Raw genomic sequence first — 22,878 nt, 5'->3', positions numbered from 1 at the left:
AGCGGTCGAAAATTGACGTGTCGCAAGACACGCTTTGCCCGAAGACGAGAATACTCCCACTCGCACGAGGACTTCGGCCTGAATGTTAAAAAGTGGGAGTATTCTCGTCAAATTTTGATAAAAAAAAGAGGATCCGCATCAGCGAATCCTCTAAGAAAATTAAAGTTTAGTAACGTTAGTTGCTTGCGGTCCGCGTTGACCTTCTTCAACTTCAAACGAAACTTCTTGACCTTCGTCAAGTGATTTGAAACCGTCTGTTTGGATAGCTGAGAAGTGAACGAAAACGTCGTCGCCGCTTTCACGTTCGATGAAGCCAAAACCTTTTTCTGCGTTAAACCATTTTACTTTACCTTGTTCCATGTGTGTTGCCTCCTGCGTATGACTAAGTCACACTAAATTATTACTACTGTGATCAATTTCATCGAGTCGAAAGTGTAAACTTTGCATCTCCACCGAACAACAATAATTGATTATAGTGTACCATAACTAAATAGAAAAAGGAAGTAATAAACAAAAAAAGTAGAAGTTCTCCCTAAAATTATCAAACTGATCTTTAAAAGATAAAGGGATTAATTTAAATTTTTCGAATATCTATAACATCAATCATCTTCTTCTATAGAAGAAATACATCGTAAAAAGAAGAATTAATGAATCGGTTCGCGTTGCGATCGAACTTGTTTCACGGCTTTGATCAAATAACCGTGAATGGATGGGTATTGATTAGGACTTGTCCAGACATCCTGAAAGATTTGTCTTAAAGTAAGTTGGACTCTGTTTTCGTCATTTAACATACGTGTAAGGAATAAGTATAAGGATTTCTCGTAACGGTCGTACAACGCTTCGAGAGCTTGCTTATTTTTTAATTCGATTTGTTTGAATAATTCTGTATCTGTACGCATGCTCTCCTCCTTTTGATGGTTTACATCCCCTCTGTAAACACTTTGTTACTTATTCAGGTTTTTATATTTTTCCCGAAAAACGAATTGTCAAACGCTTTAACTGTCTAAAGTTGAAGAATTATGAATTCATACTATTTTTTAATGGAGGAAATTAATCATGGGAACTATTTTTCTTCGCCCGTACCAGCTGTCTGATGCAGAACAGCTGCTCGAGTTAAACGTAAAAAATCAATTACATTTTGAATACTGGATGCCGGTGAAACCGCAAGCAAATGCTTACACGTTGACAAAACAACAAGAACGAATCGAACAGATGATGGAAAACAGCTTGTCAGACCGCTCGTATGCCTTTGGAGTGTTTTTAACGGAAAACAATCAACTGATCGGTGATGTATCTGCTGTATTCGTCGAACGGTTTCCGGCAGAGACCTGTATGATCGGATACCAATTGGACCGGGAACATAACGGGAAAGGGATCATGGCAGAAGCGGTCCGGCAAGCCGCAAGAATTTTGTTCGAGACGCATCAGTTTCACCGGTTGCGGGCAGAGGTCATGCCGGAAAATATTGGTTCCATCCGTGTGTTGGAAAAAGTAGGGTTCAGAAGAGAAGGCCTTGCTAAAAAAAGTTTGTATATTAACGGAGCATGGGAAGATTTTATTTTATTTGCATTGTTGAAAGAAGAATTTCTATTCGATTGAACCAATATCGGTTAAGCTTTTTTCTGAACATGTTGAAAAAAAGGAGTAGATTCTATTTTTATAAAAAATTCCTCTGAAATTGTTCTCTGAGGGTTTTTTTGATTTAAAAGACGAACATTAAATAAAATTAAAGGTAAAAAGTATGTTTTTTAGCAAAATATTTTTGACAAACCTTTAATCGTTCGTTATAGTATTATAGTCCGAACATTAAGAAGCTATTTATAAAAAAATATTCGTTATTTGGGGTGTTAATGATGGATGTAGTATTTGATTATGAAGATATTCAATTGATTCCAGCTAAATCGATCGTCGGAAGTCGTTCAGAGTGTGATACGACGGTTGAATTTGGAGGACGACGCTTTAAATTACCTGTCGTTCCAGCCAATATGCAAACGATCATCGATGAAAAAATCGCAACTTTTCTGGCTGAAAACGGCTATTTTTATATCATGCACCGGTTCGAGCCGGAAACGCGACTGAACTTCGTTCGCGAGATGCAACAGCGGGGATTGATTGCTTCGATCAGTGTCGGTGTGAAAACAGAAGAATATACGTTCATCGAAACGTTGGCGCAAGAAGGATTGACACCGGAATATATCACGATTGATATTGCCCACGGACACTCAGAAGCAGTCATCCGGATGATTCAACATATCAAACAAATACTACCGGAAAGTTTTGTCATCGCAGGTAATGTCGGTACTCCGGAAGCGGTCCGCGAACTGGAACATGCCGGCGCAGACGCTACAAAAGTCGGGATCGGACCGGGGAAAGTCTGTATTACGAAAATCAAAACAGGTTTCGGTACCGGCGGCTGGCAATTAGCCGCATTAAGATGGTGTGCAAAGGCCGCCAGCAAACCAATCATCGCAGATGGTGGAATCCGGACACATGGAGATATTGCCAAATCAGTCCGGTTCGGGGCAACGATGGTGATGATCGGTTCCTTATTTGCCGGACACGAAGAGTCACCGGGTGAAATGCAGGAAGTTGACGGTCTTCAAGTGAAAGAATATTTTGGTTCGGCTTCGGAATTTCAAAAAGGTGAAAAGAAAAACGTTGAAGGTAAAAAAATGTTCATTGAATTTAAAGGCAGTTTATCTGATACGTTAACTGAGATGGAACAAGATTTACAATCGGCGATTTCATATGCCGGCGGTAATAAATTGCAAGCCATTCGAACAGTTGATTATGTAGTGGTTAAAAATTCAATCTTTAATGGTGATAAAGTTTACTAAAGAGATCGGAGTAAGGCCTATCCAAGGTCTTGTTCCGATTTTTTTATATTTATGAGAGCGCTTACTTTGACTGATACGCGGTAAAGATAATAGTGTATATTTTCAGAATATTTCATAATAAAGGGAGTGAAGGCGTTGAGTCAGGAAACAACAACCTACTTAGCAGACAAATTTTATACAGTCAGGAACCAGACACTTACGTTGATTGAACCGTTAGAGCAAGAGGATTTTGTGATTCAGGCAAGTTCTGACGTCAGTCCGCCAAAATGGCATATTGCCCATACGACTTGGTTCTTTGAACGAATGATTCTTCAAGAATATGCTGATACGTATCAAGTGTTTCATCCCGCATATAACTATTTATTTAACTCATACTATAATTCAATTGATCCTTATCAACCCCGTCACCAGCGGGGTATGTTGTCCCGTCCGACAGTTAAGGATGTCATTGCTTATCGTAAACACGTCGATCAGGCTGTCCTGACATTTTTACAGGAAGAACGGGACACATCGCTTCAACAGAAGATCGAGCAATTGATTGAAATGGGGTTGCAACATGAACAGCAGCATCAAGAGTTGATTCTGATGGATGTAAAATATAATTTCTTTACCAATCCGTTGTTACCGGCTTATCAGACGCGACAAGTCGAGCGTACTGAAACTGATCATTCTCTGTCACTTGAGTTTACACGATTTGAGGGTGGACTCGTTGAAATTGGTCATGACGGTCGCGGATTTGCTTTTGATAATGAAAGTCCGGTGCATAAAGTCTGGCTCGAACCCTTTGAATTGGGGACACGCCCCGTCACCAATCGTGAGTTTTTAGCCTTCATCGAGGCGGGAGGATATGAACAGTCCGAATATTGGCTGTCGGACGGTTTCCAAGTCGTCAAGCAACAACAATGGAAGGCACCTCTGTACTGGATGAAAGATCAACAGGGAGACTGGTCGATCTTTACATTAAACGGCGTTGAGCCGTTGCAGTGGGATGAACCGGTGTGCCATGTCAGTTTTTATGAAGCGGATGCATACAGCCGGTGGTGCGGTAAACGTCTGCCGACAGAAGCCGAATGGGAATATGTCGGACGGCAAGTCGCTCAACAAGGAAACTTCATGGAACAGGGATCCTTCCATCCGCGTTCGGTTTCGGATGCGGACCACGCGATGCACGGTATGTTTGGTGACGTCTGGGAATGGACGGCGAGTGCCTATGCCCCGTATCCGAAAAGCCGCCCGCTTGAAGGCGCGCTTGGAGAATACAATGCCAAGTTCATGTGTAACCAAATGGTTCTTCGGGGCGGAGCGTGTGTGACCCCGGGTAACCATATCCGAGCGACGTACCGGAACTTCTTCCCGCCTGATAAACGTTGGCAGTTCAGCGGCTTCCGATTGGCGGGTGATCTTTAAATGCGGCAACAGGTTGAAAGTTTTGATATGTATACGGATCAGCAGAACATGCTGCAGGAAGTGTTGCACGGTTTGGCACAACCTCAAAAGGTATTGCAGGCAAAATATTTTTATGACCAAACCGGTTCCGAATTGTTCGAACAGATTACACAACAGCCGGAATATTATTTGACACGGACGGAAATCGACATTTTATCCGAGTACCAATCCGCTATCGCAGATTGTATCGGACCCGTTCATACATTGATTGAGTATGGGAGCGGCAGCAGCCGTAAAATCAAAAGTTTACTCAGCTCCCTTCATCAGTTGGAACAATATATGCCGATTGATATTTCCAAAGATTTTTTAATTCAATCCGCGCATCAATTGTCGAAAGATTATCCGTCACTCCGGATTAAAGCGGTTTGCGGCGATTATTCCGCGCCTTTACTTCTACCCGTCGAGGAAAAACAGAAAAAGGTAATTTTCTTTCCCGGTTCGACCATCGGGAACTTCCATCCGCAGGAAGCAGCCGACTTTTTACAACAGTCCAGTCAATTACTGGAGAAGGGAGACGGCTTCCTGATTGGAATTGATACAAAAAAAGAAGCCAGTGTGCTTCATGCGGCTTATAACGATCAAGCAGGCATCACGGCTCAGTTTAACTTAAACATTTTACGGCATATCAACGGATCGCTCAATGGAACGTTTGACGTCGACCTATTCGAGGATGTCGCTTTTTATAATGAACAGCAGGGACGGATTGAAATGCATCTGAAAAGTCGAATCGATCAAATCGTCACGATTGCCGATCAGCGGTTTACCTTTAAAAAGGACGAAACAATTCATACGGAAAATTCTTATAAGTACAGTCAGGAAGAGTTTCAATGGTTGGCCAAGCAAAACGGATTTACACCAATCAGATGTTTCACGGATCCGCAGCATCATTTCAGCGTGCACTACTTGGAAAAAACACGGGTCTGACTTATCTTTCCGTTCGTAAACGAAAAAAGAGGGAATTGCGCATCTGATATGCTCCCCAAAAAGTAGACAGTTGAAATAACAAAAACTGTCTACTTTGAAGGGAGCTTTTTCTATGGCTACATCTAGATTTTCGATGGATCAAAAACTACACATCATTCAGATGTGTGAGGACGGAATCGACTCAATCAAGTCGATCGCCTCGCTCTTCGAGCTTTCAGTCACAACCTTGAATAGATGGAGAGCAAAATATCGTACGGGCGGTCCCTCCGCACTTCGGAGTCGATCAAAGTGGACCCGCTATCCCGAAGACCTAAAGATGAAAGCTGTGCGCGCAGTACTCGACCAAGAAGAATCGCTCACTAGCGCTTCGGTACGGTTTGATATTTCGAACATAAGCGTACTTGCGAAGTGGATCGAGAAGTATACTAGTCATAGTACTCAAGGGAAACCATTGAAGGAGCGATTCATTATGACTAGAGGTAGAACCACTACATTCGAAGAGCGTGTCCAGGCAGTTATGGACTGTATACAAAACGGAAAAGACTATCAACGCATCATGGAGACCCATCGGGTCTCGTACCAACAAATCTATAGTTGGGTAAGAAAGTTCGAGAAGGATGGAATCGACTCACTGATAGACCGTCGCGGTCGTCAGAAGCCAGTAGAAGAATTGACGGATACAGAACGTTTCGCGCTGGAGCTGAAACGACTCGAGCGAGAAAATGAGCGTCTACGTATGGAGAACGATTTCTTAAAAAAGTTAGAGGAGATCGAGAGGAGGTCACGTTAAATCAAATTCGACTTCAAGATAAATATGAAGCCATCCAATCATCGGTAGAGCAATTTGGTTATCCAATCATTGCCCTATGCCACCTCGCTTGTGTCTCGCGCGCTGCCTACTACAAGTGGTTACGTCGGATAGATATGCCGAAAGCACGTGAGACGGAGAACATGAAAATCACCGAAGAGATGAACGAGATTCACCTTGCGGTGAACGGAATCTATGGCTATCGACGAATGACATTAAACTTAAAACGCCGTTTCGGAAGAAACGTTAACGCGAAGCGTGTCCGTCGTCTGATGCATGTCGCTCGTATTCATTGCGTCATACGCCGGAAACGTCCTTTGTACATTCGTAATCGTCCTCAACAGACCGCAGAGAACATTCTGAACCGTGATTTCAACGCGGCAGGACCGAATCAAAAATGGGTAACGGATGTCACGGAATTGAAGTATGGCGCCTCTCAGAAGGCGTATTTGAGCGCTATTCTAGACCTACATGATGGATCTATCCGTGCCTTCGTTCTTGGGCACTCAAACAATAATCAGCTCGTGTTCGATACACTCGAACTCGCCTTGAAAGGCGCACCCGGAAGCCGTCCCTTACTTCATAGTGATCGAGGATTTCAATATACTTCGCATACGTTTCGTCACATGACACGCGTGGCGGGTATCACACAAAGTATGTCTCGGGTTGGTAAATGTATTGATAACGGTCCGATGGAGTCCTTTTGGGGAGCGTTGAAGTGCGAAAGTTATTATCTACATAAGTTTACGGAGTTCGACGAACTCCAACTTGCAATCCAGAAGTATATTCATTTCTACAATGAAGAACGGTATCAACAACGATTAAACGGCTTGGCTCCATTAGAATACAGAGCTCAAGCCGTTTAAAAGATTTTTATTATTTATCCTGTCTACTTGACGGGGAGCAGTTCAATCTTTGATGGCGATTCCTTCTTTTTTAAGTCAGACCGGAGGTTCAGACAGTGTTAACTTAAGCGACTGCCGTCAGGGATCGGATGTTCCGGACAGGCGAGTACCGGCATCAGATGATCCCGTGTCCCGAGTTCCAATACACGACCGGTCGTACCGGCGACGATGCCGGGAACGTTGAGCAGGATCAAAGCTTGTTTCCCGATGATTTCTTCATACTCGAACCGTGTTTCTTTCCAATCCAGAAAGACGGATTGCTGAAAATCTTCAAACACAACCGACAGAACTAAAAAGTCTGCTTGAGTGTCTGAAAAGCTGAGGGAACGGATAGTGCCGACACGAATGTCCAACGCTTCAAATTGTTTAAGGGTCACCATAGCTTTTATCGGATGCACATCCAGAACTCCTTCATAAGTCAAATTAAAAGAACGTTTGTTCTTGTTTTGTAAAGGGTATATCTACTATACAGATGATAATACGTAAACCGTGAACAGGTTACTGTAAAAGATAATCGTTCAAATCAATTTCTAACTCCTGATCGAGTGCCAGTTTCGCCAACTCTTGACCGAGATACGGACCAATCGTTAGGCCGGAGGCTCCGAGACCGTTAGCGATTAAAACATTCGGATGATTCGCCAGCCTGCCGATGACAGGTAAGGAATTACTTGTATACGGGCGGAGACCAACACGCATCTCATTAATGTTGGCTTCTTCGAGTGCCGGTGCCACGGGAATGGCGCGAGTCAACAAGGCGTACATGCCTTTGACGGTCGGCTGAAGGTTATAATCGAGTTGTTTTTCATGTGTCGAACCGAGGGCGAGTTTGCCGTCCTCGATCGAGACGAGATATAAACCGCGCTGTCCCATGATGACGGGCCATTCTTTCGACTGGTCATTCGAGATATCCAAATGAAGAATCTGTCCTTTTTCGGCTCGAATATCAAGCTTTGTTTGCAACGGTTCAAGTAACTCGTTGACCCAGACACCTGCAGTCAAGATGACCTGGTCGGCATAGTGGATGTCCTGACCGATTTGAACCCCTTGAACGTGACCGTCGACGACGACCAGCGAGGCGTCCGCTTCAAGGATGGTAGCCGCGTGTTTGATCGCTCCGCGTTCCATGGCAGCCCGTAAGGCACGACCGTCGACACGGGCGCCTCCTGAGACGAACAGAGCATCTTCGACGAACTCAATCAAAGGAAACATCGACCGGACCTGATCAGCCGTCAATCGTTCGATGCGTTGAATGGCCGGTGCTTCCGGGAAACGATTTTCCGCAATCATCTGCATTTTTTCGATTTTTGATGTTTCATGCAAGGCGATGGTTCCGACTTTTTGATAGCCTGTCGTTGTTTCGCCGAGCGCCTCCAGTTCCGGGATCAACTTATCGTAGTAATGGGCTCCGTTATTGGCGAGGCGGTACCAGGCTTTATTTCGTCGCTGTGTCATCCAGGGACAGATGATACCAGCTGCGACATGTGTGGCACGTCCGGCTTCTTTCCGGTCGACGAGGAGGACATTCGCTCCTTGTTTTGCTAAATGATAAGCGGTCGATGTTCCGAGGATTCCGGCACCGACAATGATGTGGCTGTACATGTTTTTCATCTCATTTCCAAAGTGATCTTTATCAAGTGTAAAGAAAAAAATCAAAATCGACAAATTTTGATGAGGCAGCACATTATAAATATGGGGAATGATGGGAAAGTAAAACTTTTTATTAAAATATTTCGTATACTGAATATAAACCGATATTTCACACGAAATATACGATTAGAAACGCTTCAATGAGGAAACATACCCTTATAGGCATCAGAACCCGACATCATCGACTCGAACATGTAGTCATCACTGAAGGAGGGGAAGGCAATGAACATTAGTCGCGCCATCGTACGCAAACGCTACACGGATCACACTTTGTTTTATTCCGCCATCCTAATTTGGAAGTTGCTCTTCTTCCTGCCCTTGCTCATGTATGTCAATAGTGGGTCGGACAACATTTTTCGTCTTTATTTTGTACCATATTTGACGGTCATTGTTTTATTTCGTGTCATGACGTATTTTGCAACGTATAAAGCTTCCTTTATGGAAATGACCGAGATGGGGTTATCCGTCTTTTTAATCGTTGCGGACTTTTATTTAATCGCGTTGTTTGATATACCGTTACCGTTCGGTATGATCATCATGCTGTTATCGATCCTACACTTTACAGCTGCGTTTAGTCGGTTCCGCTGGTTCCGTCGCCGGTTGTGGTTGAATCGTCATCTAGAGATTCTAAACTTCTTGACGGATCACGGGGAAACACCGGTTAAGATTGCTGTCGTTTCGGAAGATGAAATGCTTGTGACGACTAAAAGCGGTAAAGAATTTACGTATCGTCATGTCTACTGGAGTGGCTTTTACTTCGAACGAGGATAAAGGAAGGGACTGTAGGGCTTGATAAAACCTGCAGTCTTTTTTTTATGGAAATCGAACAGATTGTTTGCGATACTGATTACACAAACCGTGACGAAAAGAAGGTGAATGTTCATGATACGCTGTCTTTTGGTGACGACGGATCATCAAGTTGTAATGGACGATGGCTTGGGTCGTATTCACGCACCTGACATCAAATGGTATTTCGTTGATTTCAATCAGCCGACGGAGCAAGAAAAACAACAGTTGATTTCCGTCTTTGATTTTCATCCGCTGGCCCTCGAAGACTGTTTTCAATACTTACAACGTCCGAAGCTGGAATATTACGACGGATACAGTTTTTTTGTGCTCCATGCCCTGGATACGGAGTCATTGAAAGGAAAAGAAATCAACCTGTTTGTCAATGAGAACTATGTGGTGTCCTACCACGAGCAGCCGTCAAGTGAAATTGACGTAGTGTTCCAAGCTTTCCAGCGTCTACATGATGATTCCGAGCATTGGACCATTGAAATTGTACATAAAATCATGGATAAAATCGTCGATGGTTATTTTCCGATCGTTCATGCGTTGGAAGACAAGATTTTTGCACTGGAAGGACGGTATGAACAGCGTGGGAATGATAAACGGATCATGGAAGAGATATTTGAGATTCGGTCCGATTTATTAGTTGTTGCCCGAACGCTCTTACCGATGCGGGATTTGTTATACCGGGTCGTTGAATCCCGTCGGCTTGCGATTCATGCCAATAAAAAAGCATTTTTCCAGGATATTTACGATCATCTGCTCAAACTGAACGAAATGATTGAGTATAACCGGGAAATGACGTCCGAATTCCGGGATAATTTCATTTCCCTCAACTCGTACCGGATGAATAATATCATGAAAACGTTAACGATTTTTACAACCATCTTCATGCCGTTAACGTTCATTGCCGGCATCTATGGGATGAACTTTGAACATATGCCGGAACTGACGACACGTTTTGGTTATTTCTTTACACTCGGGGGGATGGCAGTCATTGCGTTGGGGATGATTGTGTACTTTAGAAAAAATCATTGGTTTGATGAGTAAGAGGGGGGAGTCCGGTGGATATCCGGCAATTGACGTTTTTTACGACGATCGTAGACCATGCGTATAATTTAACGCGGGCATCCAAACATCTGCATATTTCGCAACCGGCGCTCAGTCAACTGGTGCGAGAATTTGAAGAATTGGAACAAGTGGAATTGTTTTTGCGGCACCATGGACGACTGACCGGTCTGACAGACGCCGGACAACAATTTTATGAGGATGCCCTCAGTGTCCTGCACGGACATCAACAAATGATGGAACACCTGCACGAGCGGTCGCGTGTACTACGCGGGAAAGTCCGGCTCGGGATTCCGCCGGTCATTCTGCCCGTTCTCTTTTCGCAACTGATTCCGAAATTGATGGCGGAACATCCCGGTATCGAGTTGGAAATCATCGAAGAAGGGGCATTTGAATTGAAACGCCGGCTGCTGCTTGAAGAATTGGATCTGGCGATTTTAATTGAACCGGGGGAGACATACGGAATCGAACGGCATCGGTTGATTGAAGATGAAGTCGTCGTCGCGGTCAGACCGAGCCATCCGTTAAGCGAATCTGAAAGCGTGTCTTATCGTGATTTGGCAGAGGAACCGCTCGTCATCCTCAATGACAGTTTTATGTTGCATCATCAAATTTTATCCCAGTTCCGCCATGTACAGGTCGAACCACAGATCTTTTTTACGTCCGGTGCCTGGGATTTATTGATCGGGATGGTGCAAGAACTCGACGTTGTGTCGATTTTGCCGGAACCGATTCTCCGGTTTCATCATGCCGATGATATCCGTATCTTACCGTTTGACCCGCCGATGTTATGGGACGTCTCGTTAAACCGTTTGTCGGGAGTCGAGCAGCGTCCGCTTGTGCGCCACGTCGAAGACTATGTGCTGCATTATTTCAAATCGTATTGGCCGCATCCGTCTGATCGCACAGCAGACGCTAAAAAGAACCCGGACCAGCCGCATCTTCTGTAGAAGAGCAGCTGATCCGGGTTCTTTGTGTACCGCCTACGGGAAAAATTAAACGGTTTGATTGAGATGGCTGATGCTGGTGTAAGCTTGTTTGAATTGCTCGAGATGGTCGGTCGTCGCCAAACTGGTTCGTTCCATCTCGATTTGTTTATGCAGGGTTTCGGAAATCCGGGCATACATCTCGTCGAGCAGACGGGCGACATGTTGCTGCGCGAGTTCGCGCAACCGCTGTTCTTCCGTTTCCAGATAAGAGGTCGCATCCGGTTTCGTCAACTGAATCAAAGCATCTTTCAATTGTTCCTTTTCATTGCGTTCAAAAAAGGCTTTTGGATTACGGAAATACTGTTTCACGGACTGATACGGCGTCGCATCCTGGAACGGCCCCTCGAAATGAACGGACGTCATCGCCGGCGCTTCGAATGGGGACAGTTGGAAAGAGGGATTCAACTTCACCGCATACCGTTCCTCTTCCTGGAAACGTTGGACGAGCGCAGCTTTGATCCAGCCGTCAATCCGGAAGTGGGTTACACGTAATTCTTGTTCAAAATCATATTTCAAAAAGCCGAGCAGCTCGACAAGCGCTTCCTGCAACGCCTGCTGTTTTGTGGCATTCGCAAAGCGGACGGGATGATACGCTTCCTTGAAGAAGTCAGGGAAACGATAATAGATCCGTTGGTTGACATGGTGCAGCAGCTCATGAATTTCCGCAAACAAGGCATGACGAAGTAACTCGGTTCTTGGATCCGAAAAGTGTGCTTCAATCGTCTGTTTCAAGTCATCCAGTTCTTCGAGACGTGTTTCTTTACGGGCGATGTTGAACTCGGTCTGATCCATCAATTGACGTAACCGGTGCACGGTTTTCTCCGTTTCCTCCGACAATACTTGGACAGCCAGTCCTTTCAGATCCCGTTCCAAAAACTGATGGAAGGCGTCTTCGAAGACAGGAAGACCCGAGTCGAGAGCTCGGTCCGTCTGCTTCTTTGCCAACGCCTGAAGACTCGAGACGCCGAACAGACGAGGGGTCCGAATGCCGAACCGCTGTAGTTCCGTCTCGACATACTGCAGCACCGCTTGTTTTTCACCCTCGTTTTGTGCGAGGTCAATTGCATTGACGATGAAAAACATCTTGTCCAGTTCGAAGGCATCCTTGACACGGCCGAGCTGAATCAGAAACTCCCGGTCCGCACGGGCGAACGCGTGATTGAAATACGTCACGAATAAGATGGCATCTGCATCCTTAATATAGTCGAACGCGACATCCGTATGACGGGCATTGATCGAGTCGGCACCCGGCGTATCGACCAATGTAATTCCGAGACGGGTCAACGGGCTGTCAAAGTACAAATCGATGACATCGACGAAGCAACTGAGGTGCTCTTTTGCGACGTAATCGGTGAACGTCGTTTGATCGACTGTTTGTGTCGTTCCGACGAACGGCGCAACAGTCGGATAACCGGTTGCAAAGGCCCGTAAGAAAGAAGCATCCCGTAATGTATGTGTCGGCTGGGATTCGATCCAATCCGCCGCTTCTTTCAAAGAAGTGACTGTGGCATTGAACGCCTGAAGGAGGTCGTTTAATTCAGCAACGAGTTCCTGCTCCGTCTTAAAGCAGATGGTCGCCGTCCCGTGCAGATGTGCTGCACTGACGGGATTAATCCGGTTAATCGAAGCCGTCGTCGGATTAGGCGAGACAGGCAAGACTGGTTGTCCGAGCAGCGCGTTGCAAAAAGATGATTTTCCGGCGCTGAACGCACCGAATAAAGCAATCGTAAAGGTACTCGAAGCGACCCGCTTCAGTTTGTCTTGCAAGTAGGCGACCGTCTCTTCGAATCCGGGAACGGACGACAAAATCGTTTGAATCTGGTGCATTTCTTCCGGCGTATAGGCACGTGTGTCCTCGACATCGGTTAACCGAACCGCTTCTGCCGCGACGGCGACTTCCTCCAGCGTTTCCTGCGGTTGGAACGGGATTAACGCTTGCTCGGCCTGAATCAGTTCCTGTTGCCAAAGCAAAACCTGTTGTTTTGCGGTTTGCAATTGCTTGTCCGTCGGTGAGTCGGCCTGTTCGAGATACGTGTTTAAGACTTGCCGGGCGTCTGCTTCGGCTTTCAATAGGTCACATTTTTGACGTAAACGGGTTTGTTCTGTCAGCACCTCTTGTTTGACGCTGCCATCTGTTTGTTCGAATTCCGCTCGAATTCCGTCCCGCCAGCGGTTCGTCTCTTTCGTATACCAGTCAGCCGTCAGACTGACGACACGATTCGTAAACTGGAGGACGGATTCACCGGTAATCGTAATGCCTTCCTGGACAGCATCCTCGATGACACGAAGCGGTGGATCAAGTGGATAGTTGTCGATCTGCATCGTATGCTGATCAGTTAAGATACCGGCTTCCGCCAACGATTGTTTCATCAATTTCCGAAGATGCAAGGCAATTTCGGATGTCGTGACGGATTGATACGCCCGCAAGAGTTCGTCTGCTACCTGTTGCTGGGTGGACTGTGTCTTTTTCGCACTTCTGAAGAACCCGACTTTAAAGGACGCTTGTCGTGTCTCTAAAAAGGTCCGCATTTTCTCGCGAAGTTCAAACGGCATCAAAGTGGCATTTCGCAACAAGCTTTCCCGGTGCTGTGAAAACCGGCTGACCCATTGTTCGGGAGCCATCAGTTCGAGTTGTAAATCCAGTTGGTGCAGCTGTTCAAGCAATGCATCCGATTGTCGCCGTTCTGCCGGTGTCAATCCTTCATTTGTCGATTCGGCGGCTTCCTCGATCCGTGTTTCGAGGTACGCCACGTGTTCGGCATGTAAGGATTCCAGTGTAGTAGCCGCTGATTGCAACAGTTTCGGCTGGACGTCCCGGATGCTGTGATCGACGAGTTCTTTAACGGTCTGGAAGTCATTTTCCGGATGATCCGCTTCCCGTAAGCTCGTAAAGAAGATTCCTTTTGGTTCCACGCCGTGGGCAGCAAACGACTGAACGACGGAACGCTTAAAGGCGGCAAAAGATAATTCGCTGGACTGGTGTTTATCGATTTGATTAACGATTAAATACAGTTCAGGTACGGAAGTCAACAATTCACGAGTGACGGTGAAGTTCAGCTCGGACTGGACATGGTTGTAGTCCATGACATAAAAAATCAAGTCAGCCAGGTGTAAAGCGGATTCGGTGGAAATCCGGTGGGCGTCATCGACGGAATCGACACCCGGTGTATCCATTAAAACAAGTCCTTGCGGTAAGTTTGAGCCGGCATGGGTGATATCAATCCGTTCAACGGTACCGTCACGTCCTAACGTCTCGAGATGCGGTAAATCGGCCGCTGCGAGCTTTACGGCAGGGCGGTCGTGAAAATGAATGATGGCAGCATCCTGTTCTTCCCGGCGTAATGTGACGATGTTGGCACTGGTCGGAATCGGACTGGTCGGTAAAATCGACTCACCGGTCAGTGCATTGATCATGCTTGATTTCCCGGCCGAAAAATGTCCGGCAAAAGCAATCGTAAATTCGCGTTTTAATAATTTCTCGGAAAATTTATTTAACTTGTCGAGCCGGAGTTGATCCGACGAGGGTTGAATCAATGTCGTGAGAAGCGCGGTCGCTTCAATGTGATTCGTTAACCGTTCTTCAAATGAGCGCATGCGTGTGAAACCCCTTTCTTACAATCCAGCTTCAGTGTATCACGCTTATTTTGGTTCCGTCATCTGTTCATCGGTAAGTTCCGCAGTCAAGCAACAGGCAAGACATTAAAACTTACGGATTCCGCAAAATGCTATATGATAATAACAGACTGATTACCAAGCGGTCCGTCGAAAACCCGGCTGGTGAAAAGTCATTAAAAAAGACTGAATCCCCGCTTCTCGGGGAATTCAGTCTGGTAGGAAATCTGAGTTTGTTTAAAATCAAGCGTTTGTTTCCGGGACAATCATATCCGACTCGTCAGGAGCGTGTTCCGTCGTCTGCATCAGACGGAGAAGATGGAGCTTAAACAGGTACATGACGAGCAAATGAATATTGGCTTGCGTCGATTTGTAAATGATCCATGGTAAGGCCGGTACATATTCATGAATGGCAATCAGGCACTCCTGGGATCCGGGAATTTGTCGGAATTCAATCCGCCCTTTGCTGCCTTCCTGAACTTGCGCAAACATTCCGCCGGTAATCCGGTACGTAGCTTGCTCGGCATCCTGAAACGGTTCTTTCGTCAATTCGAGAAGCGGTGCATCGAGAAACGGCACTTGAATCTTTACGACGGTCTCGTTCGCAACAGAAGTGAGGAACGGCTTAGCGAAAGAGGAGAGCCAAGATACATAGTTATCTGCCGCCCAGTTGGCATCGCGTCCTTCCGGCAGACGGACACGCTGAACGGACCGGACATCGAGCACTTCGTCTTTTTCTTTTTTAGACGAATGACCCGATTGTTTTTTCTGATCCTTTTCCTTCTGCTCTTCTTTTAACGCCATCCGAACGGATTCCTCGAATGTGACTTTCCCGTCGCTGATGCCGTCCACCATTTTATCCGGATCTGCGACCATTTCGTGGACCATGCTCTCGACGAGCGGATAGACCGTCTCCTTCGGCTCTCCGGAAACTAATGTCACCCAAAGGCGGGACAGTTTGACTGTCATTAAAGGAATATCGAACGTCGGTTGGTTTTTCCCCATGACTTCGGCTGTTTTCAAAATCATTTCTTTATACGTCATCGATTCCGGACCGCCGATATCAATGGCGCGGTCTTTCAAATCTTCCCGTCCGACGCTTGCTCCGAGGGCATGAATGACATCTGGCAATGCAACGGGATGCGTCTGATTCCGTGTCCATTCCGGCAACAACATGACGGGAAGCCGTTTGACGAGCTTCGATAAGATCGGGAAGGAAGATCCTTTTGGACCGACGATCAACGCAGCCCGGATGGTCGTTACGGGAGTCCCGTAAGCACCAAGCACACGTTCCACTTCCAAACGGCTTTTCAAATGGCGGGACAAGTCCTCCGTTTCTTCCGGAATGATGCCGCTCAGGTAGATGATTTGCTGAATGCCGTTTTCTTTGGCGGCACGGGCATAATTGTCCGCTAAAATCAAATCCATATCTTCGAATGAGCCCTGTGTCAGTTTAGCGGACGGCATCATCGAATGGACCAGATAGATGGCGATATCCGCGCCCTGTAAACCGTCGATGGTATCATTCAGCGAAAATAAATCACACGAGCGCCACTCGACATGGTCTTCATCATCCTTGTCATCACCGTTTCGCGATAAGGCGATGACATCATATTTTTTCTTGAGTTCGTTTAAGAGATTATGTCCGATATATCCGGTTGCACCTGCAAGTGCCAACCGTTTGCGTGTTTGAGTCATGAGTTTTCCCCCTCGATTAATGTTACTTGTTGAATTTACCCGAATCAATCGGTTCGTAATCCCTTCAGATGTTTTCAGGAAATAACAGGCTTGAGGCATAAAAAACAGGGAAAAGAAAAAGAGACCGAATAGGAGTGGTGACCTCCACCAACTTCCATGTACATATTACTTAATTTCTACTTTAAGGAGAGGGCGAAGATGAACGCAGTCTGTTTCTTAGATGAGCAACACCAGAAGCGGTACCAGATGATATTAAAACGTTTGAGTACGCGGAATCGTGTGAAACCGCCGTTTCAAGCCATTTTGTTTTTGGCGACGGGAAATTTACAATTGATGCAATTATTCAGTGACTATTTTTTTCCGGAAACGGGTGAGTTTTTTTATCAGGAAATGTTGGCGGAGTCGATTGATGACCGGATGATTGACGTGGAGCGTCAACTCCTCGTGCAATTGTATAATGGGCGGACGACGGTGACTGTGATCGAAATCATCGATCAGTTGAGTCCGACGGATTTGAAATTGGCACTCGGAGCCATTCAGGTCCGGATGTTTGGAACAGATGAAGAGGCGGGACGGCGTCAAACGTAACCGGAATTTGAACGAAGGAGAAGAGGCTGAACGCAGCCTCTTTTTTTGTTTTTTACCGGAAACGGTAAAGAAAAGATAATTATAAGAATTTTATTAAAAGATGTTTGTGATGTAAGTTTACTATCATAAAACGGTATCCGAATAAAAGTTAAGCTTGTTTACTAAGATTTGATTGAACCGCCGAATCACTGGAAATAAGATGTAAGTAACAGGAAATGGATAACGGCTCAACTGAAATTTCTGACTGAGATGTGAGAGGAGTGGACGTATGCAACTCAAGCAATCGATTTACTTTCATTCACCGATTTTTCTTCAAAATATCTTAACGACGATTTATGGTCGCGTGCTGTATCAGGAACGATATGGTCCGGTTTATCAGAAACGGTTACAGGAGTTGAAGGAAAAAGAACGTTTTCAGACGAATGCACAGGCAGAACAGTTGGCGCGTCTGAATCAATTTCTGCTGTTTTGTCAGACGTACAGCCCCTACTATCAAGAGCTGTTTGAGCAACACCGGATCACTTTACCGCTTGAAACATTAGACGAACTAAAACAGATTCCGATTTTAAGCAAGGAAATCCTCCGGACACGTAATGCGGACGTGCATGCTAAGATCCGAGCGCCGATCCTCGGGAAAACGGGTGGAACGACGGGGAAGTCGATTCAAGTTCATTACACAAAGGAAGACATGCAGATCCGGATGGCGCACCTCGATTACTTTAAGTGGACACACGGGATTGAACGCGGCATGCGGCGCGCCAGCTTTACGGGACAGACACTGGCGGCAGAATCACAGAAAGCACCTGTTTACTGGCGGATGAATAAAGCCATCAATCAGATGCTTTTTACGATCAAAAACATTAATCCGCAAACGGCAGCCTTGTACATCGAACAATTGAACCGATTTAATCCGGAATCGATTGACGGCCTCCCTTCAGGTATGATTGAAGTGGCACGTCATGCCAAAAAGTACAATATTCCGTGTACGTTCCGACCGAAGGCGATTTTCCCAACAGCGGAAATGATGACGGCGGCGGAACGCCAATTGATCGAAGAAGTGTTCCATGCGCCGATTTTTGATCAATACGCATCGTCTGAAGGAGCACCGATTGTCGCGGAATGCCGTTACGGAAAAAAACACCTTCACTATGAAATGGGCATCATCGAGGTTGAGGAAGATGGTCAGATTCTCGTGACGAGCTTTGATACCCATGGCACGCCGCTCGTCCGGTACCGTGTCGGGGACCGGATGACGTTAAGTGAAGCTACGTGTCAGTGCGGACACGCCGGTCCGGTCATTGCATCCATTGACGGACGGGGACGAAGTTTCATTCAGCTGAAAGACGGTCATCGGATTTTTGAAGGAGAACTGGCCGGGATCGTACGGGCCTTCCCGAACTGTATCGAACGGGTCCAGTATATTCAATCCGACAAAGAAGAAATCGTCATGTTGTATGTACCGGACGAACGTTGTTTCAAAGAAGAACATGAAAAAGAACTGTACTTCGTCTTAAAACGTTTGTTCGGCGGACAAATGGAAGTGTTGTTACGGGCAGTGCCGGAAATTCCGAAAGAAATCAGCGGAAAAACATTATTGATCAAACAACTATTGCTGGAAAAAAGTTGAAGAATTCGCTATACGACGCGAGCAGACTCCCTTTATTTTCAAAAAGGTCGTCTGCTTTTTTGATGTCTTTTCAAAAAAAGAAGGAGTTTGCTAAAGGAGGAAAAAAATCGAAGTGAAAGTGTAGTGCGGTAGATTTTGTCATGTGATTGTCAGAATACCGACGTAAGCTGAACCTATTAAGAATATGTTCAGTGAAGGCGTCGAGTCGTTGTTCGAAAGGACGTGCGCAGATGGGAATCAAAGAGCAAGTCTATCTGTATTCACCGGTGTTCATGCAAAATCTTCTTACCACTTTGTATGGCTATCGACTTCAACGGGAACGTTATGGACCGGCGTACCAAACACGATTTCAGGAATTAGCAGACAAATTAGAAAAACCAATCGATGTGGAACGGGATCAATTGGCGCGTCTCAATACGTTTTTGCTGTTTTGCCGGCAACATAGCCCCTATTACCACACGCTGTTTAAAGACTTGAATCTGCAATTGCCTTTTCGAGCGTTAACGGAGCTTCTGCAGATTCCGTCACTTGAAAAGGAGATGTTACGGCAGCAAATCGAATCGATTCGTACGGACCTCCCTGCACCGATTCTCGGGAAAACAGGCGGGACGACAGGGAAGTCGATTCAAGTCCGGTATACGAAAGAAGATATGCAGGTGCGGATGGCGCATCTCGATTTTTTTAAGGCGACTCACGGTGTAAAAAAAGGAATGCGCCGGATCAGTTTTACAGCACAGGCGCTCGTTTCGGAACGGCAACAAAAACCTGTCTACTGGCGGATGAACCATGCGCTGAATCAACTGCTGTTCACCGTCAAGAAACTCAGCGCTGAAACGATGACTGCTTATTTGCAGGCAATCGACCGGTTTGATCCGGAATCGATTGACGGGTTGCCGTCAGCGATGATTGAGTTGGCCTACCATGCCAAACGAATCGGAATGGAGTTGCAGTGCCGGCCGCGCGCTATCTTTCCGACGGCAGAGATGATGACCGCGACGGAACGGAAATTAATTGAAGACGTCTTTCACGCGCCGGTGTTTGATCAGTATGCCTCATCGGAAGGGGCACCGATCGTTTCCGAGTGCCGTTTCGGAAATAAACACCTGCACTACGAGATGGGCATCATTGAAATTGAACCGGACGGGCAAATTCTTGTCACGAGCTTTGATACCCATGGGACGCCGCTCGTCCGTTACCGGGTCGGGGACCGCATGACGAGCAGCGGCAAAACCTGTTCCTGCGGCCATCCGGGTCCCGTGATTGATTCAATTGACGGTCGGGGACGGGGGTATATCGTCAAACAAAACGGACAAAAGGTTTTTGAAGGTCAGTTGTCCAGCTTGGTCAAAGTGTTGCCGAACAGCGTCGAACGGGTCCAATATATCCAAAACAGTGAACGGGACATCACGTTTTTATATATTCCGGACCGGACCCGGTTTTTATCGGAGCACGAAGAACAACTGTACCGGTTTTTAAAGACTTTACTTGGTTCCGAGATGAACGTCTCGTTACGTGCTGTCGATAACATTCCGCGGGAAGTCAGCGGTAAGACGCTTCTAGTCAAACAGTTGATGTAAACGGAACACGGATCCAGTTGAGGATCCGTGTTTTTTGATGGATTTTTTTACAATTGTTGTAGTATAAAAGAAGATCATCGAAAAAGGAGGAAGACGATGAGGTCACGTGCCGCGGTACTACTGCTTGGAACGATACACTTCGACCGACCGGATAACGGAGACTTACTTCATTTGCGAGGCGTGTCGATGCTGACGCCGGACCGGCAAAAACAAATTGAGGACGCATTAAATGTCTTGTCCGACTTTCGTCCGACGAAGATCATGCTTGAAAGCCCTTCTGAACATCAACAGGACTTGACGCGTGAGTACGCGGCGTATCGCGCCGGAAAATTGACGTTGACCGCCGACGAACGGCATCAATTTGGTTTTCGTCTCGCCTCTCAAAATGGTCTCGATGATATTCAAGCAGTTGATTGGAACCAGTTGATTGACGGGATACCATCGCTCGACCAGCTGAGAAGGGAAAAACCGGAACAATTTGACGAAATCATTGCAAGGGAGACCACACGGATGCAACAGATGGAACAGGAGTTTACTGAACTACCGTTGCTTTCCTTTTTACAGAAAATCAATACTGACGGACGTGTGCAGGAGATGCACCAAACTTATTTAAAACTTGCTTGTCTTGGTGAGTCCGGAATGGAGTGGGTCTCGCGATATTGGTATTATCGCAATCTGATGATCTTTAAGAGCATCCTTGCGGGTGTTACAGAACCAGATGAACGGGTTATGGTCATCTATGGTCTTGCACACGTTTACTTGCTGCAACAGCTGTTGACGGAGAGTGGCGAGGTCATGCTTTTGACGCTTGACGATATTATGATATAAGGAGCGATACATATGTTATTTCATTATCATCTTTGGACACCGTTCGTGGAGGAAACAGAACGGTTTTATCAACAGCTTGGTTTTCAGGTGACACAACGGATTGGGAAATACGCGGGGGAGTTCACTTCGTTTGATCCTCCGCTTGATTGGGACGATTTTCGTGAGCAACAGATTTTGTTTCGGATCATCGAGATGAAACGAGGAGCCATCAATCTTACATTTGGTTACGGGAAAAAAGTGATGTTTGACCATATCGGCTTCCTTGTAACGGAAGCCGAGCGACTGCAGGTCCTCGGCCGGGCGGAAGGTCTGGGACTGACGATTCAGGCGAACGAACGTCGGACGTTCATCGGAACGCCGTTTGGTTTCCGTATTGAATTGCAGACCCATCCGGATGCCGTCGAGTCAGAAACAGGGGACCGGCTCCTGCAGCTTGGAATCACGACACCGACACCGAGTCTTGAGCCGTTGCTGTCTCAATTACTGGCTCGACCGGTTACGGAAATTACGACGTCTGTTTCGGAACGGATGCACGCCAGACATGTTGTATTTTCCGGAATACCTGCGCTGCCGGTGCAAGATCCGAACGGTCTCGAAGTCCGGACGGTGAGTCCGCTTGCATTAATCGACGGACGGATAGAGGACTAAAACCTTTAAAGGCGTCGCGTCTGTCAGCAAACGCTCGAAGCATCCGACTAAGTCACGGGCTGAGACTGTTCTTTCAAACAACTGTTCGAGATGTGGAACATGTGGTGCCGTCTTGAAAAACCATGCGGCATGTTTCTGGTAATCCCATCCGTCACTCGAACCGACAAGCCGCAACTCCTTCTCGTAAAAGGCCGGCGTCAACGACAAGATTTCATGATTCCCGTCTGAAAGAATGCAGAGCTGTTCGTGGGGAACAAACTTTTCCTGTAATAAGGCGAAAGCGTCCTGTCGTGCAGAACACTCCAATGCGTGTGTAAACGACTCATCCGAATCTGAGTATGAAGCATGCGCCCCGAGTGACAGTGCAAGCGATGAGCGGACGGGATCAGGGTCAAAGACGACGATCCGGTCGACATGATAGAAGTGCCGCAGATAGAAAACGGCCAGCAGTCCGATGACACCCATTCCGGTCACTAAAACCGGGTCCGTCGGTTTAGGGACCAGTTTCCGGACGCCTTTCGCAGCGTCGCACGATAAGATGTTCAGCAAGGCGAGTTTGGCGGACACACCGTATGGCTTTGGCTTCGTCGACGAGTGCGATATCCTGATGACCGTAAAAGGCAAGTAGACGGTCGCCGACTTGAAACCGGGTGACCTGATTTCCGACGGCAATGACAGTGGCGTAGCTTTCGTAGCCAGTCTCCTTCGGATAGACGGGAGCCGGATCGGTCGGATCGTTGCCCCGGACTTGCGGCAGTTCAGCCCCAATGCTGATTGCACCGGCAATTGTCCGGACAAGCAGTTCGTGTGCTTGGACCGGAGGAAGATGATGTCTCGTCCAGGTGACAGACCGGGCTGCCGTGACCTGTAAGCGTTCTTGATGCATA

General features: G+C 46.6%; 21 protein-coding genes. 13 read left to right on the top strand and 8 right to left on the bottom strand.

All coding sequences use genetic code 11. From position 1 onward, the window contains the following. Positions 1–159: 159 nt before the first annotated feature. Complete coding sequence (locus EXIG_RS08660) at positions 160–360, bottom strand: cold-shock protein (RefSeq protein ID WP_012370557.1); 201 nt, start codon at positions 358–360, stop codon at positions 160–162. Between the two features lie 284 nt (positions 361–644). Then, positions 645–899, bottom strand: coding sequence for an RNA polymerase sigma factor (locus EXIG_RS08655; RefSeq protein WP_012370556.1), 255 nt, complete (start codon positions 897–899; stop codon positions 645–647). A gap of 157 nt (positions 900–1,056) precedes the next feature. On the opposite strand from EXIG_RS08655, the gene EXIG_RS08650 reads away from it, so the two are divergent. From EXIG_RS08650 to EXIG_RS15745, 5 genes are all read left to right on the top strand, one after another. Next, positions 1,057–1,599 carry a GNAT family N-acetyltransferase gene (locus EXIG_RS08650; protein ID WP_012370555.1) on the top strand — a complete coding sequence of 181 codons (543 nt, stop codon included), beginning with the start codon at positions 1,057–1,059 and terminating at the stop codon, positions 1,597–1,599. Between the two features lie 254 nt (positions 1,600–1,853). Then, positions 1,854–2,837 carry a GMP reductase gene (gene guaC / locus EXIG_RS08645; protein ID WP_041261628.1) on the top strand — a complete coding sequence of 328 codons (984 nt, stop codon included), beginning with the start codon at positions 1,854–1,856 and terminating at the stop codon, positions 2,835–2,837. Positions 2,838–2,972: 135 nt separating this feature from the next. Next, positions 2,973–4,244 (top strand): ergothioneine biosynthesis protein EgtB, encoded by a 1,272-nt coding sequence (gene egtB / locus EXIG_RS08640; protein ID WP_012370553.1) that lies wholly within the window; start codon positions 2,973–2,975, stop codon positions 4,242–4,244. Beyond that, positions 4,245–5,207 (top strand): L-histidine N(alpha)-methyltransferase, encoded by a 963-nt coding sequence (egtD, locus tag EXIG_RS08635; protein ID WP_012370552.1) that lies wholly within the window; start codon positions 4,245–4,247, stop codon positions 5,205–5,207. A 112-nt stretch (positions 5,208–5,319) separates the two neighbouring features. Beyond that, a protein-coding gene (locus tag EXIG_RS15745) for an IS3 family transposase (protein ID WP_234944521.1) occupies positions 5,320–6,881 on the top strand; the annotation gives its coding sequence in 2 pieces (ribosomal slippage) (positions 5,320–5,950 and positions 5,950–6,881; 1,563 coding nt in all). Positions 6,882–6,979: 98 nt separating this feature from the next. Here the strand turns inward: EXIG_RS15745 and EXIG_RS08620 are convergent. Together EXIG_RS08620 and EXIG_RS08615 are read right to left on the bottom strand one after the other, a co-directional pair. Then, the gene (locus EXIG_RS08620) at positions 6,980–7,318 is read right to left on the bottom strand and encodes a hypothetical protein (RefSeq protein WP_012370550.1); all 339 of its coding nucleotides are present in this window, start codon (positions 7,316–7,318) and stop codon (positions 6,980–6,982) included. A gap of 100 nt (positions 7,319–7,418) precedes the next feature. Beyond that, the gene (locus tag EXIG_RS08615; RefSeq protein ID WP_041261951.1) at positions 7,419–8,519 is read right to left on the bottom strand and encodes an NAD(P)/FAD-dependent oxidoreductase; all 1,101 of its coding nucleotides are present in this window, start codon (positions 8,517–8,519) and stop codon (positions 7,419–7,421) included. A gap of 270 nt (positions 8,520–8,789) precedes the next feature. Here EXIG_RS08615 and EXIG_RS08610 point away from each other — a divergent pair, with 270 nt between their 5' ends. The 3 genes from EXIG_RS08610 to EXIG_RS08600 all read left to right on the top strand — a co-directional run bounded on the left by EXIG_RS08610 (position 8,790) and on the right by EXIG_RS08600 (position 11,374). Continuing rightward, positions 8,790–9,338: a hypothetical protein gene (locus EXIG_RS08610; RefSeq protein WP_012370548.1), complete on the top strand. Its 549-nt coding sequence runs from the start codon at positions 8,790–8,792 to the stop codon at positions 9,336–9,338. Positions 9,339–9,449: 111 nt separating this feature from the next. Further along, positions 9,450–10,406, top strand: a complete 957-nt coding sequence (gene corA / locus EXIG_RS08605) for a magnesium/cobalt transporter CorA (RefSeq protein ID WP_012370547.1) — start codon at positions 9,450–9,452, stop codon at positions 10,404–10,406. A gap of 14 nt (positions 10,407–10,420) precedes the next feature. Next, positions 10,421–11,374: a LysR family transcriptional regulator gene (locus EXIG_RS08600; RefSeq protein ID WP_012370546.1), complete on the top strand. Its 954-nt coding sequence runs from the start codon at positions 10,421–10,423 to the stop codon at positions 11,372–11,374. A gap of 45 nt (positions 11,375–11,419) precedes the next feature. Here the strand turns inward: EXIG_RS08600 and EXIG_RS08595 are convergent, their stop codons facing one another. Next, positions 11,420–15,007: a dynamin family protein gene (locus tag EXIG_RS08595; RefSeq protein WP_012370545.1), complete on the bottom strand. Its 3,588-nt coding sequence runs from the start codon at positions 15,005–15,007 to the stop codon at positions 11,420–11,422. A gap of 261 nt (positions 15,008–15,268) precedes the next feature. Next, positions 15,269–16,723: an NAD(P)H-binding protein gene (locus tag EXIG_RS08590; protein WP_012370544.1), complete on the bottom strand. Its 1,455-nt coding sequence runs from the start codon at positions 16,721–16,723 to the stop codon at positions 15,269–15,271. 198 nt (positions 16,724–16,921) lie between these two features. Between EXIG_RS08590 and EXIG_RS08585 the strand changes: the two genes are divergently transcribed. From EXIG_RS08585 to EXIG_RS08565, 5 genes are all read left to right on the top strand, one after another. Continuing rightward, positions 16,922–17,311, top strand: coding sequence for a hypothetical protein (locus tag EXIG_RS08585; RefSeq protein ID WP_012370543.1), 390 nt, complete (start codon positions 16,922–16,924; stop codon positions 17,309–17,311). Between the two features lie 268 nt (positions 17,312–17,579). Next, positions 17,580–18,938: a phenylacetate--CoA ligase family protein gene (locus tag EXIG_RS08580; protein ID WP_012370542.1), complete on the top strand. Its 1,359-nt coding sequence runs from the start codon at positions 17,580–17,582 to the stop codon at positions 18,936–18,938. 230 nt (positions 18,939–19,168) lie between these two features. Continuing rightward, positions 19,169–20,515, top strand: coding sequence for a phenylacetate--CoA ligase family protein (locus tag EXIG_RS08575; protein ID WP_012370541.1), 1,347 nt, complete (start codon positions 19,169–19,171; stop codon positions 20,513–20,515). 96 nt (positions 20,516–20,611) lie between these two features. After that, positions 20,612–21,343, top strand: a complete 732-nt coding sequence (locus EXIG_RS08570; protein WP_012370540.1) for a DUF5694 domain-containing protein — start codon at positions 20,612–20,614, stop codon at positions 21,341–21,343. Between the two features lie 12 nt (positions 21,344–21,355). Further along, the gene (locus tag EXIG_RS08565) at positions 21,356–21,991 is read left to right on the top strand and encodes a VOC family protein (protein WP_012370539.1); all 636 of its coding nucleotides are present in this window, start codon (positions 21,356–21,358) and stop codon (positions 21,989–21,991) included. On the opposite strand, the gene EXIG_RS15600 is transcribed toward EXIG_RS08565, so the two are convergent. Both EXIG_RS15600 and EXIG_RS15595 read right to left on the bottom strand, forming a co-directional pair. Beyond that, the gene (locus EXIG_RS15600) at positions 21,965–22,558 is read right to left on the bottom strand and encodes an MDR/zinc-dependent alcohol dehydrogenase-like family protein (RefSeq protein WP_148206620.1); all 594 of its coding nucleotides are present in this window, start codon (positions 22,556–22,558) and stop codon (positions 21,965–21,967) included. The two genes, EXIG_RS08565 and EXIG_RS15600, sit on opposite strands and share 27 nt — an antisense overlap. Beyond that, the gene (locus EXIG_RS15595) at positions 22,485–22,877 is read right to left on the bottom strand and encodes an alcohol dehydrogenase catalytic domain-containing protein (RefSeq protein WP_052294387.1); all 393 of its coding nucleotides are present in this window, start codon (positions 22,875–22,877) and stop codon (positions 22,485–22,487) included. The genes EXIG_RS15600 and EXIG_RS15595 overlap by 74 nt, the downstream gene beginning before the upstream one ends. Position 22,878: the final 1 nt, after the last annotated feature.

The sequence above is a fragment of the Exiguobacterium artemiae 255-15 genome, from assembly GCF_000019905.1.
GTDB lineage: Bacteria > Bacillota > Bacilli > Exiguobacteriales > Exiguobacteriaceae > Exiguobacterium_A > Exiguobacterium_A artemiae.
Note: the sequence above shows the minus strand (reverse complement) of the source record. Positions and strands in the feature narration are given on the sequence as shown.